The sequence below is a fragment of the Chryseobacterium sp. Leaf201 genome (assembly GCF_001421435.1).
GTDB lineage: Bacteria > Bacteroidota > Bacteroidia > Flavobacteriales > Weeksellaceae > Chryseobacterium.
The window spans coordinates 1-16,907 of the sequence record NZ_LMKA01000055.1; the positions used below are offsets into that span (position 1 = coordinate 1).

The 16,907-nt window shown below is 41.0% G+C and carries 14 protein-coding genes; 3 read left to right on the forward strand and 11 right to left on the reverse strand.

What is annotated here, in order from left to right; genetic code table 11:
* Positions 1–236: 236 nt before the first annotated feature.
* The 8 genes from recA to ASE55_RS05290 all read right to left on the reverse strand — a co-directional run bounded on the left by recA (position 237) and on the right by ASE55_RS05290 (position 8,679).
* Positions 237–1,244: a recombinase RecA gene (gene recA, locus ASE55_RS05250; protein ID WP_056216342.1), complete on the reverse strand. Its 1,008-nt coding sequence runs from the start codon at positions 1,242–1,244 to the stop codon at positions 237–239.
* Positions 1,245–1,512: 268 nt separating this feature from the next.
* Positions 1,513–2,709 carry an oxygenase MpaB family protein gene (locus tag ASE55_RS05255; RefSeq protein ID WP_238584997.1) on the reverse strand — a complete coding sequence of 399 codons (1,197 nt, stop codon included), beginning with the start codon at positions 2,707–2,709 and terminating at the stop codon, positions 1,513–1,515.
* Between the two features lie 129 nt (positions 2,710–2,838).
* On the reverse strand, positions 2,839–3,303 hold the full coding sequence (locus ASE55_RS05260; RefSeq protein WP_128414501.1) for a hypothetical protein: 465 nt from the start codon (positions 3,301–3,303) through the stop codon (positions 2,839–2,841).
* An 84-nt stretch (positions 3,304–3,387) separates the two neighbouring features.
* Positions 3,388–4,401 (reverse strand): type I glyceraldehyde-3-phosphate dehydrogenase, encoded by a 1,014-nt coding sequence (gene gap / locus ASE55_RS05265; RefSeq protein WP_056216346.1) that lies wholly within the window; start codon positions 4,399–4,401, stop codon positions 3,388–3,390.
* 31 nt (positions 4,402–4,432) lie between these two features.
* Positions 4,433–5,419, reverse strand: a complete 987-nt coding sequence (gene pfkA, locus ASE55_RS05270) for a 6-phosphofructokinase (protein WP_056216348.1) — start codon at positions 5,417–5,419, stop codon at positions 4,433–4,435.
* An 83-nt stretch (positions 5,420–5,502) separates the two neighbouring features.
* On the reverse strand, positions 5,503–6,381 hold the full coding sequence (locus ASE55_RS05275) for a DUF4846 domain-containing protein (protein WP_056216350.1): 879 nt from the start codon (positions 6,379–6,381) through the stop codon (positions 5,503–5,505).
* Positions 6,382–6,532: 151 nt separating this feature from the next.
* A complete protein-coding gene (locus ASE55_RS05285; protein WP_056216354.1) occupies positions 6,533–7,291 on the reverse strand; it encodes a TIGR03915 family putative DNA repair protein in 759 nt (252 codons plus the stop codon).
* Positions 7,292–7,419: 128 nt separating this feature from the next.
* Complete coding sequence (locus ASE55_RS05290; RefSeq protein WP_056216356.1) at positions 7,420–8,679, reverse strand: putative DNA modification/repair radical SAM protein; 1,260 nt, start codon at positions 8,677–8,679, stop codon at positions 7,420–7,422.
* A gap of 147 nt (positions 8,680–8,826) precedes the next feature.
* On the opposite strand from ASE55_RS05290, the gene ASE55_RS05295 reads away from it, so the two are divergent.
* The 3 genes from ASE55_RS05295 (at position 8,827) to ASE55_RS05305 (ending at position 12,091) form a co-directional block, all read left to right on the forward strand.
* A complete protein-coding gene (locus ASE55_RS05295) occupies positions 8,827–10,155 on the forward strand; it encodes a hydroxymethylglutaryl-CoA reductase, degradative (RefSeq protein WP_056216358.1) in 1,329 nt (442 codons plus the stop codon).
* Positions 10,156–10,347: 192 nt separating this feature from the next.
* Positions 10,348–10,734, forward strand: coding sequence for a DUF423 domain-containing protein (locus tag ASE55_RS05300; RefSeq protein ID WP_056216359.1), 387 nt, complete (start codon positions 10,348–10,350; stop codon positions 10,732–10,734).
* Positions 10,735–10,813: 79 nt separating this feature from the next.
* Complete coding sequence (locus ASE55_RS05305; RefSeq protein WP_056216361.1) at positions 10,814–12,091, forward strand: chloride channel protein; 1,278 nt, start codon at positions 10,814–10,816, stop codon at positions 12,089–12,091.
* A 150-nt stretch (positions 12,092–12,241) separates the two neighbouring features.
* Here ASE55_RS05305 and ASE55_RS05310 read toward each other — a convergent pair whose 3' ends face one another.
* From ASE55_RS05310 to ASE55_RS05320, 3 genes are read right to left on the reverse strand one after another with little or no spacing between them, the layout of a single operon-like run.
* Positions 12,242–13,663, reverse strand: a complete 1,422-nt coding sequence (locus ASE55_RS05310) for a TolC family protein (RefSeq protein ID WP_056216362.1) — start codon at positions 13,661–13,663, stop codon at positions 12,242–12,244.
* Positions 13,629–14,948 (reverse strand): HlyD family secretion protein, encoded by a 1,320-nt coding sequence (locus tag ASE55_RS05315; protein WP_238584998.1) that lies wholly within the window; start codon positions 14,946–14,948, stop codon positions 13,629–13,631. The genes ASE55_RS05310 and ASE55_RS05315 overlap by 35 nt, the downstream gene beginning before the upstream one ends.
* Before the next feature lie 12 nt (positions 14,949–14,960).
* Positions 14,961–16,634, reverse strand: coding sequence for a peptidase domain-containing ABC transporter (locus ASE55_RS05320; RefSeq protein WP_056216364.1), 1,674 nt, complete (start codon positions 16,632–16,634; stop codon positions 14,961–14,963).
* Positions 16,635–16,907: the final 273 nt, after the last annotated feature.

Consider the following 16,907-nt stretch of genomic DNA (forward strand, 5'->3'; position numbering starts at 1 on the left):
AAAGTATAAAGTATAAAGTATAAAGTATAGTTTTTATTAAACAACTTTAAGGTTAGATAGTTCTTATAGGAAGAAGTTTATTGATTGGTTTATTGTTTCTAAATTTAGCTGATCGGTTGTTACCAGTCTTGATTTGATAAATAATTTGTTTTAATTGGATATGCTGCGATCCACAGATCATTTTTCCATAAAAAAAGACAGCCTTAAAGCTGCCTTCATTATAATTTCTGAAAAACTTATTTTACTTTATTTTTCAATTCTTCTTTGATCTTGTTTTCCAGTTCCTCAGCAAGCTCAGGATTGTCTTTTAAAACATCTTTCACCGCATCACGTCCCTGTCCGAGTTTTGTTTCTTCATAACTGAACCATGATCCGCTTTTCTTCACAATGCCCTGTTCTACCGCCTGATCAAGGATTTCCCCGGTTTTAGAAACGCCTTCACCGTACATGATGTCAAATTCTGCCATTTTGAAAGGCGGAGCTACTTTGTTCTTCACAATTTTCACTTTAACGCGGCTTCCTATCGCTTCATCACCGTTTTTAATCGGTGCACTTGCTTTTCTGATATCCACTCTTACCGAAGCATAGAATTTCAATGCATTACCACCTGTTGTCGTTTCCGGGTTCCCGAACATAACACCGATTTTCTCTCTCAACTGGTTGATGAAAATTACCGTACATTTTGTTCTTGAAATGGTAGCCGTTAATTTTCTCAAAGCCTGAGACATCAATCTTGCATGAAGACCCATTTTAGAATCTCCCATTTCACCTTCAATCTCTGCTTTCGGAGTCAGTGCGGCAACGGAGTCAATGACTACGATGTCAATAGCTCCTGAACGGATCAGGTTATCAGCAATTTCCAGAGCCTGCTCACCGTTATCCGGCTGGGAAATGATCAGGTTTTCCAGGTCAATTCCTAATTTTCCTGCATACCCTCTGTCAAAAGCGTGCTCTGCATCAATAAAGGCAGCAATTCCGCCTGCTTTCTGAGCCTCTGCAATGGCATGAAGCGTTAAAGTTGTTTTCCCCGAAGATTCAGGCCCGTAGATCTCAATAATTCTTCCTCTCGGATATCCACCCACTCCAAGAGCGATGTCTAATCCCAAAGATCCGGAAGGAATAACTTCAATGGTCGTATCAATCGTACTGTCACCTAATGTCATTACCGTTCCTTTTCCGTATGTTTTATCTAACTTGTCAAGCACCAGCGAAAGTGCTTTTTTCTTATCGTCAATATTACTCATCTGTCTTTTAAATTAATAATCAAATTTACAAAAAAATACACTTAAAAACTAATATTATCTACCATTAAAAGCTGTTTTGATAGTTAAAAAAAGTATAAATTTTTGATATATTCATAATCTGGTAAAGCATATGATTAACACTTAAATAACTGCTGCAGTGACTGATCCTGTTTTGATAAAAAACAGATATTTCAGAAATTTTATTGTCTGGTATTTTTGCTCTTTAAAAACTGCCATGATTTTAAATAAAGCTGCTAAACTAGCGATATTAGTGAAAATTTGAGTGCTGTGTAATCCTCAGATAATCGTTCAGGACTTTCATCTGGTCTTTGTTCCCTTTTTTAATCCGGGCTTTACGGCTTACCATCCGGTCATAGATTTTATTAACGGCCCTTTTGATTTCCGGGAAGGCTTTTCTGTAAGAAACTTCCGGAATCTGAAGCCTTCTGCATACTTCGTCATCAAGCAGGAACCATGTACAGCAGATGTGGAGATAACGGAGGTTCCTTCTTTGGAACTGATACTTCAGAATAGGATTTTCGAGAGATTCATTCAATAAAGAATGCGCAAGCAGAACAGAATCTTTATCTGCCGGCGGCTGAACGGCAGTCCAGAGGTAAAAATATTCAGTAGCCTGTTTTTTATTGTCGGGTAAAAGGTTCTCAGGAATTCCCAACAGGTAGCCCACGTATTTCCAAAGGTGGAACAGTCCCTTTTCCTCATCGTCTGAAAACGTATTTCCCAATTTATGCAGGCTGTGGAGAAAGACCAGGCTGAAACCGATATAGGTGGCCATCATATCCCAGGAATTGATCGGTTCGCCCCAGTTTTCCGTGTCCCATTGTTTGTAGTGTTTTTTAATGGAAAGCCTCGCGTAAGAATGGATCAGCCGGGTTTTTATAGCAAATTCATATCCTTTTTTATGAACTTCCAAAGCATCATACCGTGTTACATTTACCCAGAAATCAAGGGTTTCAGAAAGTCTTTTAACGGCACCTTTTTTCAAGGCTTCTGTGGTAATCAGTGGTTTGTTAAGGTAAGCATAATCATAGCCGCCCATCAGGCAGTAATCCCGAAGTGAAATAAGCGCATCAAGGTTGCTCCTCATACACAATTCTGCACCGCTTTTAAGCAGGTTATTATCCAGCCATGCAGGGATTTTCTGGGTATGAAGGAACATTTCTTTTATACTGTCCGGGACAGGATCATTTTCGGTGACTCCGTTGCGGATGTACTGTTCAATTTCCCGGGAGGCTTCATGAAACTTTTTGGTGAGATAAATATCTTTCACCACCTGATCACCGGTTTCATCCACATGGTAAAAGTAAGGGGCAAACTTTTCAAAATCTGTAAACCCGACCTCTGCACCGGAAAACTCAATCAATTGTTTTCCATTGCCTTTCGTCCAGAAATCTTTAAAATGAGGTGAATTTTTAAACCGGGGTTGCATCATCTTGTTCTCCATTAAGGATAAAATTACAAGTTTTACGCCGAAATACAGTCGTGAGATTTATCAGTTGAACTGTAAAGCAACTTTAAACTGGATGATAAACTTAATCATGAGCTTATTTAAATCAAATGGATTTTCAATCGTTTATTGATACGGGATGTTGTTTTTCTCTAAAAATGCCACAAGCTTTTCCTTATTTTTTACAGAAAAAGAACGCTTTTTTCCGTCTTTCAGCTTGAGGAAGATAATCTCCTGGCCGCCTGTGATAAACGCTTTCCCGTATTTCCTTGACAGCCTGACACCCCATCCTCCGAAATCTGTAATAGGATCTGTATGCACGAGCTGTATTTCTTTAATTTCATCCCATCTGATTTTTTTCGGATTAAGTGTAAAAGGGAAAAAATGATATTCAAAATATTGTGGATTCAGGTTTAACTTTAAAACAGAAAATAAGAACAGTAATGTTAGCGGAATGGTAATGAGGATGACTATTAAAGGCGATTCCTTGTCTTTCACAAGAATAAGGCTCCCCACGATAGCCTGAAAGATGAGAAGAATGACAAAGGCCTTAGGAAAACCTGATTTTTCCTGAAATATTCCTGAATCCATAACCATATCAAAAATAATAAATTTAATGATACAAAAAAACCTTCCGTCTCCGGAAGGTTTATATTACTTATTACCAATTATATATTAATCATTGGAAAGAGAAGCAGCATGGATCAGCATATCCACTAATTTGTTGGAATATCCCATTTCATTGTCATACCATGAAACAAGCTTCACAAATTTAGGAGAAAGCATAATACCAGCATCCTTATCGAAGATAGACGTTCTCTTATCCCCTATGAAATCCTGAGAAACCACTGCATCTTCAGTATATCCCAAAATACCTTTTAATTCCCCTTCAGAAGCGGCTTTGATTGCAGCACAGATTTCTTCATAAGAAGTCTCTTTTTCTAATCTTACCGTTAAATCTACTACAGAAACATCAACTGTAGGTACTCTGAAAGACATACCCGTTAATTTTCCGTTCAGTGCAGGGATTACTTTTCCTACTGCTTTGGCAGCACCTGTAGAAGAAGGGATGATGTTGTTAAGTGCAGCTCTTCCGCCTCTCCAGTCTTTCATGGATGGGCCGTCAACTGTTTTCTGGGTTGCCGTTGTAGCGTGTACTGTAGTCATAAGGCCTTCTTCAATCCCGAAGTTATCGTGGATTACTTTAGCCAATGGAGCTAAACAGTTGGTGGTACAAGAAGCATTGGATAAAATTTTGATATCGTCAGTAAGCTCATTATGGTTTACTCCCATTACGAACATCGGCGTATCATCTTTAGACGGAGCAGAAAGGATTACCTTTTTGGCACCTGCGTTAATGTGCTTTGCAGCATTTTCTTTATCTAAGAATAAACCTGTAGATTCAACGATATAATCAGCTCCGACTTCATTCCACTTCAGGTTATTCGGGTCTCTTTCAGCAGTTACCCTGATTTTTTTTCCGTTTACCACAAGATCGTTTCCTTCTACAGAAACTTCTCCCGGAAAGATACCGTGTACAGAATCATATTTAAGCATATAAGCCATATATTCTGCATTAATCAGGTCATTGATTCCTACTACTTCGATATTATCTCTTTCAGTCATTGCTCTGAATACAAGACGTCCGATTCTACCAAACCCGTTGATACCTACTTTGATTGTTGACATAATAGTTTGTTTTAAATTATATTAAAAAATATTAGATTGCTAAAATTTCCGAAATCAGTAAAAGATCCTTATTGATTTCATTGTGTTTTTTAATGGCTTCCTCAATCGGTGTATAAACCAGATCGTTGGATCGCATGCCTGCCATTACATTGGTTTGCCCTTCCATTAATCCGGTTACGGCTCCGTAGCCTAATCTGCTCGCCAGTACCCGGTCTGCACAGCTTGGAGAACCGCCTCTCTGGATATGGCCCAGAATCGCCACACGGATGTCGTAATCCGGGAATTCCTTTTTTGTTTTTTCTGCCAGCTCATAGATGTTGGCTAATTTTTCACCTTCGGCTACCACAACAATGCTTGATGCTTTACCGGTTTTTTCCGCATTCCTGAAATTGGCGAACAGCTCATCAATGCTGTCTTTCCTTTCCGGGATCAGAATATCCAAGGCTCCGGAGGCAAGTCCGCTGTTTAAAGCGATAAACCCTGCATCGCGGCCCATTACTTCCACAAAGAAAACCCTGTTATGCGAAGTAGCCGTATCACGGATCTTGTCAATGGCTTCCATGGCCGTATTCAGTGCCGTATCATAGCCGATGGTATTGTCAGTCCCGAAAATATCATTATCGATAGTTCCCGGAACACCGATCACCCGGATTCCGAATTCCTCGTTAAAGATTTTGGCTCCGGTAAACGTTCCGTCTCCGCCGATGCATACCAGTCCGTCAATGCCAAGCGCTACACAGTGGTCATAAGCTTTCTTCCTGCCTTCTGCAGTTTTGAACTCCATGGATCTGGCAGACTTAAGAATGGTTCCGCCCTGGTTGATTATATTTTTTACGGAACGGGCCCCCATTTTCAGGAAGTCACCATTGATAAGGCCATTGTAGCCTTCCCTTACTCCGTAGCATTCAATCTCATAATAATTGGCGGTTCTTACTACCGCTCTTAATGCTGCATTCATACCCGGAGAATCACCTCCTGAGGTAAGAACGGCAATTTTTTTTACAGCACTTTCTTTCATCTGGTAAAAAATTTCGAACACAAATTTACAAAAACAAGTTCAGATATAGGCAGTAACTTAACAAGAGTTTTGAATACAAATGATTAAAACTGCCTGAAATTTGTGGGTTTGAAAATGTATCTTGCCGTTTTGGTCTCCGGATCGTCAATATCCAGATTGTACCACGGAGAAATTCTCCGGTTAAAAGGATTAGAAAGTACATGTACGGATTGTGCAGGGGTGAAGCCTTCACTCAGTAAATACAGTTTTTCCCCTTTTTGATTGCGGCACACGCCTGAAATAAAGACCACATGTCCCGGACTTCCCGGTATAATCAGGAGGTCTCCCGTTTTGAGGTCAGCATTTTTAATAACCGGTTGGGTTTCTTTGTTTAATGAAATGGTGCCGGCGTAATTAAAAATCAGATCCAGATAATTCCTGAAATTTTCATATGAATCATCAGATCCTGCTGTTCTCCTGAAGTTGACAGAATTTCCGTTTACAAAAGCCCTGATCCCATTTTTATAATCATTCCATGAAACCACATCACCGCTTGTAAAGTGAAACATGATTTTATCAGATTGTCCGGTCGTCCACAAATATTCCGCCCTCAGGCGGATCACGGCATCGGCACACTGTTGCAGATCCTTGTTTCCGGTATCGATATCAAAGACTGCTTCATGAAGATGTTGTGTTGCAATCGGAGTTTCATCGTATTTCAAAATCTGGCTTCTGTACGGTTTCAGTTTGAAATTTTCAATAAAGTATCCGAAAGAACCGGACTTTTCTTCAACCCATTGGTAACCTTCAGGCGCAGAAAATCTTTTTCTGATGGTATTTTCAGCTTTGTTGATCTGAACCGTATTTTCTGAAGCAGAACTTTTGGGATGTTCATTTTCGGTATTAAATTTCGATGAGGTTTTGTCACTCTTACAACTTGAAACAGTTATTAAAATAACAATTCCCGAAATAATCTTTTTCATGTGGCTTTAATCTTATCTGAAAGATATAAAAGTTTTCTGGCTAAACGGATACGGGAAAAATGGAGCATTAAAAATTTTAAAATTAAGTTTAACACAGGTTTCCGGGCTTTGGATTTTTTGCTTCTTCGTTTTAAGACAGAAGAAAAATGAATTAATGTTTCTCCGTTAAATACTTCCAATACCTCCTAGGAACATGCTGGATGTGCAGTTTCAGATTTTTCCTTTCCACAATATTGGTTTTTGTAAAATAACGCTGCCAAAGCGTCTGATATTGCGTTTCTTCATCATGGAACTTCTGCTGGTATTTGTTTAAGTCTAATTTTTCGTCCGGATAAAAGAAATCACAGGTTTCCAGGTCATAAAGAATTCCATAATTCCTTTTCAGGTCATAGATCATCCATTTCTGGTCCTGGTACCGGTCTTTAAAGTGTTTCCGGATCAAAGGGAGCACATTGAAATCGGGATCGATTTTGGCAAAGAAAACTTCATCCTGCATTTTTTCAAACCTGACAAAAGCAGTCATCCGGTGCCGTTCCCTGCTTACGGATTTGCAGATTTTGGAAATTTTTAGAATACCGCTGTCGGCATAATTCTGTAAAATATTTTTGTCCGGATGTTTAACTGACTGCTGTACTGCCGATAAAATAAGCTGCTCTGATTCCTGATCTTCTGATAGGTACACTTTCAGCAATTCATGAATCCCGGATTTGCCGATGTTTTGTTCCAGTTTATTCAGTACCCGTTCAGATTTATCATTCTGCGTAATCACCTCATGGATTTCTGCAAAAATATTTTCCTGATGGAAGCGTTCCCTGCTGATAATTTCCACTGCTTTATAACGGTATTCAAAAACTTCGAATATCGCAGTAAAAAGCCCGTCGAAGCTTCCGTCATAGAGTAGGGTGGTCATTATCTGATGTAACAGTTTAGCAATTTAATAATGTAACAATTTATTAACTTTCCGTTATTTGGGCTGCGAAAAAATCGAAGATATTTTCGATAGATCCTTCGTTTGATAATAAAGCATCGTTCTTTTGATTAAAATAAGGTCAGCTGCTGAGAAAACTGGTTGTGGAACTTGGAAGAACTTCCTCCGATGATCAGTTTCCTGAAATTTTTATCTGTCAGATATCTCAGGTAGGCATTGCCGGCATTAAAGTCAATAAAATATTTGGCCCGGTTTACGGCAGCGCCCAGTTTTTTCAGATGATCCATGGTAAGAACCTGGAACCGTCTTGCCCCTACAATTTTCTGTGCGGTCTTTACGCCGATTCCCGGAATTCTCAGAATCATCTGGTAATCTGCTGTCTGAAGATTAATGGGAAACTGATCCAGGTGCCTTAAAGCCCAGCTCATTTTAGGATCCACTTCCAGGTCGAGGAATGGCATATTCGGATCAAGGATCTCTTCTGCTTTAAACCCGTAAAACCTCATCAGCCAGTCTGACTGGTACAATCTGTTTTCACGGAGCATCGGAACTTCAGTGGTTAATGAAGGCAGTCTTTTATCCTCCAGGACCGGAACATAACCGGAATAATAAACTCTTTTTAAATTGAAATTTTTATAGAAATGATCGGCAACTTTAATGATCTGCAAATCATTTTCATTGGTGGCGCCAACGATCATCTGTGTGGATTGCCCCGCCGGAGCAAACTTCGGAACTTTTCTGAAGATTTTCTTTTCATCTTTGTACTGGGCAATCCCATTCTGGATATATTTCATGGGATTGAGCATGTCCTGACGGTTTTTCTCAGGCGCCAGCAGCTTCAGCCCGCTTTCAGTCGGGATTTCAATATTGATCGATAACCTGTCGGCATACAGCGCTGCTTCCTGCATCAGTTCATCGCTGGCACCGGGAATTGATTTTAAATGGATGTATCCGTTGAAATTTTCTTCCAGCCGCAGTTTTTTTGCTACCCTTACCAGACGTTCCATCGTGGTGTCGGCATTCTTAAAAATCCCTGAACTTAAAAACAGGCCTTCGATATAGTTTCTCCGGTAAAAATTAATGGTTACATCAACCACTTCTTCTACCGTAAATGCAGCTCTTTTTATATCATTTGAACTTCTTGAAACACAGTAGGCACAATCATAAATGCAGTGATTGGTCAGCAGAATTTTGAGAAGTGAAACACATCGCCCGTCTTCCGTATAGGTATGGCAGATGCCGCTGGCAGAGCTGTCTCCCAATGCGCCTTTTTTGCTTTTTCTCGTGCCTCCGCTGGATGAGCAGGAAACATCGTATTTCGCTGCATCAGCAAGGATTTCGAGTTTTTCTTTAAGGCGGTCAAAATTCATATGATGGAATTGAAAATGTTAACTTTAAGTCTGATAAAGTAATCAAATGTAAGCCCAAAATTGATAAAAATCAATCTTTTTTGATTGAAGTTATCAACAACTGAAAGTCATAAAATCACTATATTTACGATTCATTAAAGTTATACTATGAATCACCAACCGATTGAAGGTTTTTCCAAACTTGACAAACAGGGGAAAATCGACTGGCTCGTTAACGAATACCTTGAAGGAAATACCGAATATCAGCAGATCTTAAACCAATACTGGAACGGAAACCCTGAACTTCAGAAACTCCATGATGAATTTTCCGAAAATACAATTTCCAATTTTTACATGCCTTACGGGATTGCCCCTAATTTTCTGATTGACGGAAAATTATTTGCCCTTCCGATGGCCGTAGAAGAAAGTTCAGTGGTAGCTGCCGCTTCAAAAGCTGCCAAATTCTGGATTGATAAAGGAGGCTTTAAGACCACCATCATCAACAATGAAAAACTGGGGCATACCCATTTTATTTTTAATGTTGAATCTCATAAGCTGCTTCACTTTTTCAATTTTAAACTGAAGAAAAAATTACTGGAAGCTACCGAGGCTATTACGGCTAACATGAGAAACCGGGGCGGCGGGATTTTAGACATCAAGCTGGTCGACAAAACTTCTGAAATGCCGAATTACTACCAGCTTAAAGCCAGTTTTGATACGGTGGATTCCATGGGCGCAAACTTTATCAACTCATGCCTGGAGCAGTTCGGGAAAACCCTGAAACAGGAAGTGGCCGTTACCGAAGACTTTACCCAGGAGGAAAAGAGTTCTTTACAGATTGTGATGAATATCCTTTCTAATTTTACCCCGGATTGTATCGTAAGGGCTGAGGTTTCCTGCAAGATTGAAGACCTGAAAGACGACAGCGGGATTTCCAATGAAGAGTTTGCAAGAAAATTTAAACAGGCGGTTAATATCGCAGAGATTGAACCTTTCCGTGCTACAACCCATAATAAAGGGATCATGAACGGGGTAGATGCTGTGGTGATCGCTACAGGAAATGATTTCCGTGCGACTGAGGCCTGTGCCCATGCTTATGCTGCCAAAGACGGCAAATACAGTTCTTTAACACATTGTACAACAGACAATGGGATTTTCAGATTCTGGATCGACCTTCCGATTTCCGTGGGCGTTGTCGGAGGATTAACAAACCTTCATCCCTTGGTGAAATTCTCTCTGGCACTGCTTGGGAAGCCTTCCGCACAGGGATTGATGAGTATTCTGGCGGTTTCCGGCCTGGCTCAGAATTTCGGTGCCCTGCGTTCCCTGGTGACTACCGGAATCCAGAAAGGGCATATGAAAATGCATTTGCTGAATATTTTAAACCAAATGGGAGCAACAGAAGAAGAAAAGCAACATTTTGTAACCTATTTTAAGGACAAAACGGTGACCCATCATGAGGTAATCAGTGAGTTTAACCGCTTAAGAAGCGAGTAATGTTAGGAATTATTGTAGCCGCATGTATGTTGGCCTTCGGAATTTTCCTGAAATTGACTAAGAATCCCGGTTTTGCCCAAAATAAAAAGTTTGCATGGATCTTTATAGGAATCGGGATCGTATCATTAATATTCAAAATTTTAAACTATAAATAGACAGGTTGTTTAAAATCTGTTGGATAAATTAAATACAATGAAAACAATAACTTTAGTTTTTGGAGCTGTATACGGAATGCTGTCCGTAATTCTGGGTGCTTTCGGCGCGCACGCTTTAAAGAAAATTTTGTCTGTGGAAAGGCTGGAAAGCTTTGAAACAGGAGTGAGATATCAAATGTATGCGGCTTTCTTTTTATTGATTGTTGGCTACATTTTAAAATTTGATACTTCATCACAAAAATGGATTTCTATTTTAATGATTGCAGGAACGGTACTGTTCTCTTTCAGTATTTATTTCCTGAGCCTGCAGGATTATTTAGGGGCTAACCTGAAATTTTTAGGCCCGGTTACTCCGCTCGGAGGTCTATTTATGATCCTGAGCTGGGGAATGCTGATTTTCTATTTTGCTAAGAACAGGATTTAGTTCCCCAATTAGTCATTCTGCCGAATTTAAATTCCGGGAGGGTTGGCCATTAGGCGGATCTTAATTTCAAATAAACAAAATGAAAATCAAAAGAAGAAGGAGGATTATCCGGACATTTAATCTTTTGGACCAGCCGATCAGATTTAACCCTTTTGTATTCAGCCGTACATTTTTCATGTGGGCGATTACGGGTTTGGTTGGAGGAATTATTGCCGGACTGTACTGGATTGTCCTCGAACATTTCACTGAGTTTTTAGCTGAATTTCAGGGCTGGATGGTGATTCCTGTGATGGCCGTTTCCGGGCTTATGGCCGGTTTGGTAATCCATTTTATCGGTGATCCGGGAGAGATTCATCTGATTGTTAATAATATCAGGTTCAACAAAGGGAAACTGGAACCGAAAAATAACCCTTCCATGATTTTGTCATCGCTGTTCTGTGTGGCATCAGGCGGAAGTTTAGGACCGGAAGCACCTTTGGTTCAGGTAACAGGTTCAACAGGGACTTATTTAGGAAAAATTTTCAGATTGAAAGGAGAAGAATTACGTTCTTTAAGTATTGCCGGAATGGCATCCGGTTTTACGGCACTGTTCGGGGCACCGCTCGGCGGGAGTCTTTTTTCATTGGAAATCCTGCATCATAAGCATGCAGTTGAATATTACAAAGCCATAATTCCGGCACTGGTGGCAAGCTGTTTCAGCTACCTGATGTTTGCGCTGATCATCCATCTGGGAATCGGGGCAACCTGGGACTTGAAAGCCTATCATTATACCGGAGTCTATGATTTTGCGTACGCAACGGCGTTCGGGATGGTCGGGACTTTATTCGGGTGGATTTTTATTTTTGTCGTTAAATTCTTCAAAAGGATTTTTGAATACCGGAAGATTCCAATTTACATTAAAACATTAACGGGTGGAATTCTATTAGGGATTATCGCGTTCTATTTTCCGCTGACCCGGTATTTTGGACATCATGAAATCAATCAGCTGATCAATGGAGATTATACGCTGAATTTTTTAATCGTGATCTTGATTTTCAAGATCCTGGCCATAGCCATTACCGTAACTTCAGGTTGGAGAGGCGGTTTTATTATTCCTTTGTTTTTTGTAGGGACCACTTTAGGATTGATTATTCATCATCTTTTCCCTGCGGTTGACACCACGCTGGCTATTGTAAGCTGTATGGCGGCCATCAATGCCTGTGTCACCAGGACGCCGATGAGCACCACCATTATTCTGGGCACCTTAACCGGATTTACCTATTTTGTGCCGATTCTTTTTGCAAGCCTGACCGGATATTTCCTGGCTCCGAAGATTCCTTTCATCGGTTCACAGTCAGAGCGGCTGGCCGGGGAGTAGGGTAGATAAAACAAAAGTTCAGGAGATGTCCTGAACTTTTTTATTAAGATTGTATTTAAAAATTATTTGAACATACAGCAGATTTAAATGCATGTAGATTTAAATTGACATGTTCTGAAATTCAGAGTATCACAGCACCCTGAGCCGCTTCTAAAAAGAGAAATTTTTTTTCATCCATTTCAGCTTATTGAAGCTTTTAAGGAATTTCGTCCGGGTGGAAATCAGTTTTTCCTGTGCGTCAATTACCTTATTTTCCCGCGTGTTGATCAGGAAAAGGGAACTTTCGCCGTTGCTGTACCGTGTTTCTTCTGCCGTAAGGAGTTTCCGGTAATTCAGCAGGTTGCTTTCTGAAAAATTAATCTGGGTATGATAATTTAAAACTTCACTTTTATAGGTTTCTATTTTGGTATCGATCTCGCGGATTTTCAGCCGGGTATCCAGCCTATTCTGGCTGATCTTGATTTTGGCAATTTCATAACCGGCCCGGGCTTCTCTCTGGAACAGCGGAATTTCAAGCTTTAAACCATACTGGAAATTATTATCGAACAGCGGGAGGTAATCTGCCCGGTAATTTTCCTTGTTGAAAAAATTATAGGTAAAATCCAGTTTCGGCAGGAAGCTCTGCCATTTCAGGCGGCGTTCGCTTTCCAGGACGTTATTTTTCTGGTTGTAATACAGGATGGAGAAATGGCTGTCGGTCCTTTTGTTTTCAATATCCTGGATCAGAAATTCAAATTCGGAATACGCCGGATGATCGGTCAGCCGGTCGGAGGGGAAAATGAGCTGGGAAATTTCGTAAAATTCCTGGTTATCATTCCATAAATACATCTGCAGCTGCTGGGTATTCTTTACGAAATTCAGGTATGCTTCCTGCTGCTGAAGCTCAAAACTCTGCAGCTGGGATAAGGCTTCCACCGTATCAATGGCCGGCCTTTCGCCGTATTCAAGGGTTTTCCGGGTAAAGTTCAGCCGGTTTCTGTTGATTTCCACTGCTTTTGTCTGCAACTCATAAATTTCAAAGCTCTGTACCCATTCCCAATAGGTATTTTCCGCCTCCAGAAGAAGATCATTGGTCAGCACAGCCTGTTCCGCTTCCGTCATTTTCAGGGCGAACTTTGCCTGATCCAATATGGCCCTTCGCCTGTCGTATAAAAGGTTTTTGGCAAGGGGAACGGTAATCCCGAACTGATAAAGCCCGCCTCTGGTATCACTCGGATTCAGTTTTTCACCATCAAGATAATTGTAGCTCGTAGTAAGGTCAATCCCGTACCAGGTGGGAATTCCCAGTTCAATATTTTTCTGCTCATAATATTTTGTCCCGTCTATATTTTTTTCGCCCAATTTTCCTGCCAGTACAGGATCAAAGTTTCCTCTTGCCCGGGTAATTTCAGATTCGGCAATTTTATTCTGAAGCCTGTATTTTAAGGCCAAAGGATGGAAATTCCTGACAACCGAAATGAATTCCTGAGCCGAAATCCTAAGCGAGTCCTGCGAAAAGCCGTATTGAAAAAAGAAGAAGACGAGAATAAAAATAATTTTATTTTGCTTTTTCATCTTTGCCTGCTTTTTCATTTTTTACCTCATAGTAATCCGGCGGGAATCCGTTGATGTTCCTCCACAGTTCATACCAGATCGGGACATCGTTCAGAATGGCGATTCCCTGTACACTGGTTCCCATTTTAATTTTAGGCGGCCATTTTTTTTCATTTTTATCTTCTATGATGAGGGCCTTGAACAGCCCGTTCATGCTGATGTTGCTTTCCACGGCTACCACTTTGCCGGCAAATGTCCCGTAGCTGGAATTGGGCCATCCGGAGAATACAATCGCCGGGAACCCGTCGAAAATACACATCACGCGCTGCCCTTCCTTTATCAGCGGTAGATCCACCGGCTTAATGTACATTTCTACTGCATAATCTACCGTAGTCGGAACAATGGTCCCTATGTTTTCACCGTCTTTCAGGACTTCCCCGATTCCTGCCTTGTTGAGCTGAACAATCTGTCCGTCCTGTGAAGCCAGGATAAAATACAGGCCCTGTCTTGCTTTGTAGTTTGCCATCTGGTTTTCCAGCTTGGCAATATCTCCCTCGCTTCCTTCGATCTGTCCCATGCTCTGGAATCTTTCTCCCTCGGTTTTGCTCAGTTTTTCGGTGTAATCCTGGATAACGGAGCTTTGTTCGATACCGGTATTCATGATTTCCTGACGGGTCTGGGCCACTTTATTTTCGTAAGCGGTTTTTTTGGCCACGGCATTCTGGTAAGAAATGCTTCGCTGCTGGAACTGGGTAAGCGAAACCAGCCCTTCGTCATACATTTTTTTCTGTCTTGCAAACTGGTCTTCAGAGAGGCTGAGCTCATTTTTTGCAGCTGCCAGTTCGGCTTCTTCACCGGCGAGCTTATTGTTGAGCTGGCTGATTTTAATTTTCAGCTGGTTCAGCTTAAGGTCTCTTGATGCATTGAGTGCCTGCAGCTGGCTCCTTGTGGTTCCCACCTTCGCTTCATAATAATCCCGAACGCCTCTTTTGGCTTCCACCTGTTCCTGGGTCCTCTGTACCAAAAGCGGATCTAAATAATCATCTTTAATTTCCGAAAGCTGCAGGAGTGTGTCTCCTTTCTTTACATAATCTCCTGTTTTCACATTCCATTTGATGATGCGTCCGGGAATAGGGGAGTTCAGCTGCTGCGGGCGCTGTTCCTGATACAGCGATGTAACGTTTCCTCTCACCTTGATGTTCTGTGTCCACGGGAGAAACAGCGTGATGATGCCTCCTGCCAGAAAGATCAGGAACCATCTCTTTACACTGGATTTTTTATGGATATGATATATTTTATCAAATGATTTCAGTTTCATTGTCATTGTGTTGGGTTTTTATAATACAATTCTGGATGTGCCTCCTTCCATATGGATTTGCTGGTCTGCGGCCTGTAGGATGTCCTGGTCATGGGAGACGATAATAACCGTTGATTTTTCCCTGATCTGCTGCAGGTATCGCATCATCTTAATCTGAAATTCTGCATTCATGCCGGAGAAAGGGTCTTCAAGGATGATCAGCCTTTTATCTCCTAACAGCGCACGAAGAAGAATTATTTTCTTTTTGGAGCTGAAGCTGATCTCAGGGTCGGTCTCACTGATTTCGGTGAAGAAACCGCTGCTGAAAAGGCTTGGTAGGTTTTCCAGTCCTATACTTTCGGAAAGTTCCAGGATGTCTTCTGTATTATTGGTAGTATTTCCCAGCAGGATATTGTCCTGTACGGTCCCCTGGATGATCCTCATATTTTCAAGGTAAAGCCCGATGGTATTTCTCATCTGCATCTTGTCAATGTTTTTCAGCGGGATTTTATCAAACAGGATGGTTCCGGAAGTGGGTTCGTAAAATCCGGCAATCATATTGAGGAGCAGTGATTTGCCGGCTCCCAGTTTTCCGGTGATAATATTGATGCTGTTGTGCTGTATTTTAAAGTTAAGGTCAGAAAGGATAGGAATGCTGTCGTTAAAGGCAAAGTTTACTTCTTTAAACTCAATTTCAGCACCTTTGTCTTTCTGGGAGAATACAATGTCACCGGTATTTTCTTCCTCGAGATCTGTGATTTTAGACAGCTTGGCAAAGGAAGCAATAATGTCATAATAGCTTTCCAGACTAACGATAAGCTTTTCAACGGCTGCCATAATGCTTAACACGACAATTTCCGTTGCAATAAATGCCCCGATATTAAGCTGCTGGTTGATCAAGAGGTAAGTTCCTATCACAAGCATGGCGAGCGTGATGATGACTTTAAATGCAATAATGGTCTTATATTGGAAAACCAGGACCCTGAAATGGGAAGTCCGGTGGTCCAGATACTCAACCACCCTGTCATCGGTTCCTTTCAGATGGCCTTCGCTTCCGGCATGCATCTTAAAAGTTTTTACTGAACCGGCAACATCCTCAAGCCAGGCAGCGGTATTGTATTTTCTGTCACTTTCTTCGATACTGGATTTTATGCCGCTCTCCATGGTATAGGCAAAAATGAGTACCACACAGATGATCACCAGTGCTCCGAAAGCCAGGAACCACGGATGGTAAAAGGAAAGCAGGAGAATCCCGAAAACAATCTGGATAAGCGCCGCAGGGATTTCCAGTAGGATTTTTGATATTCCTTTCTGAAGATTCTGAATATCGAAGAAACGGTTGACCAGTTCCGGAAGGTAGTATTTCCTTGCATGGGAAAGGTCTATTTTAGGGATTTTTTCTGCAATGGCAATGGAGAACTCAACATAGATTTTCTGCTGTATCTTTTCGATGATCTGTATCACCTTCAGCCTGAAATATCCCACCAGCCAGGTACCGATCACCACAAAGAAGATGAGGATGTAGATGGATGTTGCCATCGTGGCTCCCATAACGAAGCTTACGATAGACTGTATCCCTAATGGTACACTCAGCTGCACAAGACCGTTGAGGATAGCATAAAAATAAATATTGGTGACATCTTTTTTTTCCTTCGTAATGTAGCGGATGAGCCTTTTACCCTGTTCATTGGCCGTTATTTCCTTTTCCTTCATTTTTTAAGACTGTGTTTTTATTATAAGCGAACCCATGGGTTTCACCTCTGCTTAGCAATGACTATTCCATAAGCTTTATTTTGCTTATATTTAGTGAATTATTTTTGCCGTTTTGTAACGCAAAGATAACAGATGCAGTATACTAATAAAAATCAGGCAGATTAGAATACCATTAAAATCTGATTAGAAATAAAGCGGTTTACTATCGGATTGTTGATAAGATACAGATGGCAGGTCTGCATTCACCGGCCTGTACGGAAGGAAGATTGAAAT

Excerpts from the sequence above, each read along its gene's own strand:
- recA (WP_056216342.1), bottom strand. The coding sequence starts at position 1,244 with ATGAGTAATATTGACGATAAGAAAAAAGCACTTTCGCTGGTGCTTGAC.
- ASE55_RS05255 (WP_238584997.1), bottom strand. The coding sequence starts at position 2,709 with ATGGAGAACAAGATGATGCAACCCCGGTTTAAAAATTCACCTCATTTT.
- ASE55_RS05260 (WP_128414501.1), bottom strand. The coding sequence starts at position 3,303 with ATGGATTCAGGAATATTTCAGGAAAAATCAGGTTTTCCTAAGGCCTTT.
- gap (WP_056216346.1), bottom strand. The coding sequence starts at position 4,401 with ATGTCAACAATCAAAGTAGGTATCAACGGGTTTGGTAGAATCGGACGT.
- pfkA (WP_056216348.1), bottom strand. The coding sequence starts at position 5,419 with ATGAAAGAAAGTGCTGTAAAAAAAATTGCCGTTCTTACCTCAGGAGGT.
- ASE55_RS05275 (WP_056216350.1), bottom strand. The coding sequence starts at position 6,381 with ATGAAAAAGATTATTTCGGGAATTGTTATTTTAATAACTGTTTCAAGT.
- ASE55_RS05285 (WP_056216354.1), bottom strand. The coding sequence starts at position 7,291 with ATGACCACCCTACTCTATGACGGAAGCTTCGACGGGCTTTTTACTGCG.
- ASE55_RS05290 (WP_056216356.1), bottom strand. The coding sequence starts at position 8,679 with ATGAATTTTGACCGCCTTAAAGAAAAACTCGAAATCCTTGCTGATGCA.
- ASE55_RS05295 (WP_056216358.1), top strand. The coding sequence starts at position 8,827 with ATGAATCACCAACCGATTGAAGGTTTTTCCAAACTTGACAAACAGGGG.
- ASE55_RS05300 (WP_056216359.1), top strand. The coding sequence starts at position 10,348 with ATGAAAACAATAACTTTAGTTTTTGGAGCTGTATACGGAATGCTGTCC.
- ASE55_RS05305 (WP_056216361.1), top strand. The coding sequence starts at position 10,814 with ATGAAAATCAAAAGAAGAAGGAGGATTATCCGGACATTTAATCTTTTG.
- ASE55_RS05310 (WP_056216362.1), bottom strand. The coding sequence starts at position 13,663 with ATGAAAAAGCAGGCAAAGATGAAAAAGCAAAATAAAATTATTTTTATT.
- ASE55_RS05315 (WP_238584998.1), bottom strand. The coding sequence starts at position 14,948 with ATGACAATGAAACTGAAATCATTTGATAAAATATATCATATCCATAAA.
- ASE55_RS05320 (WP_056216364.1), bottom strand. The coding sequence starts at position 16,634 with ATGAAGGAAAAGGAAATAACGGCCAATGAACAGGGTAAAAGGCTCATC.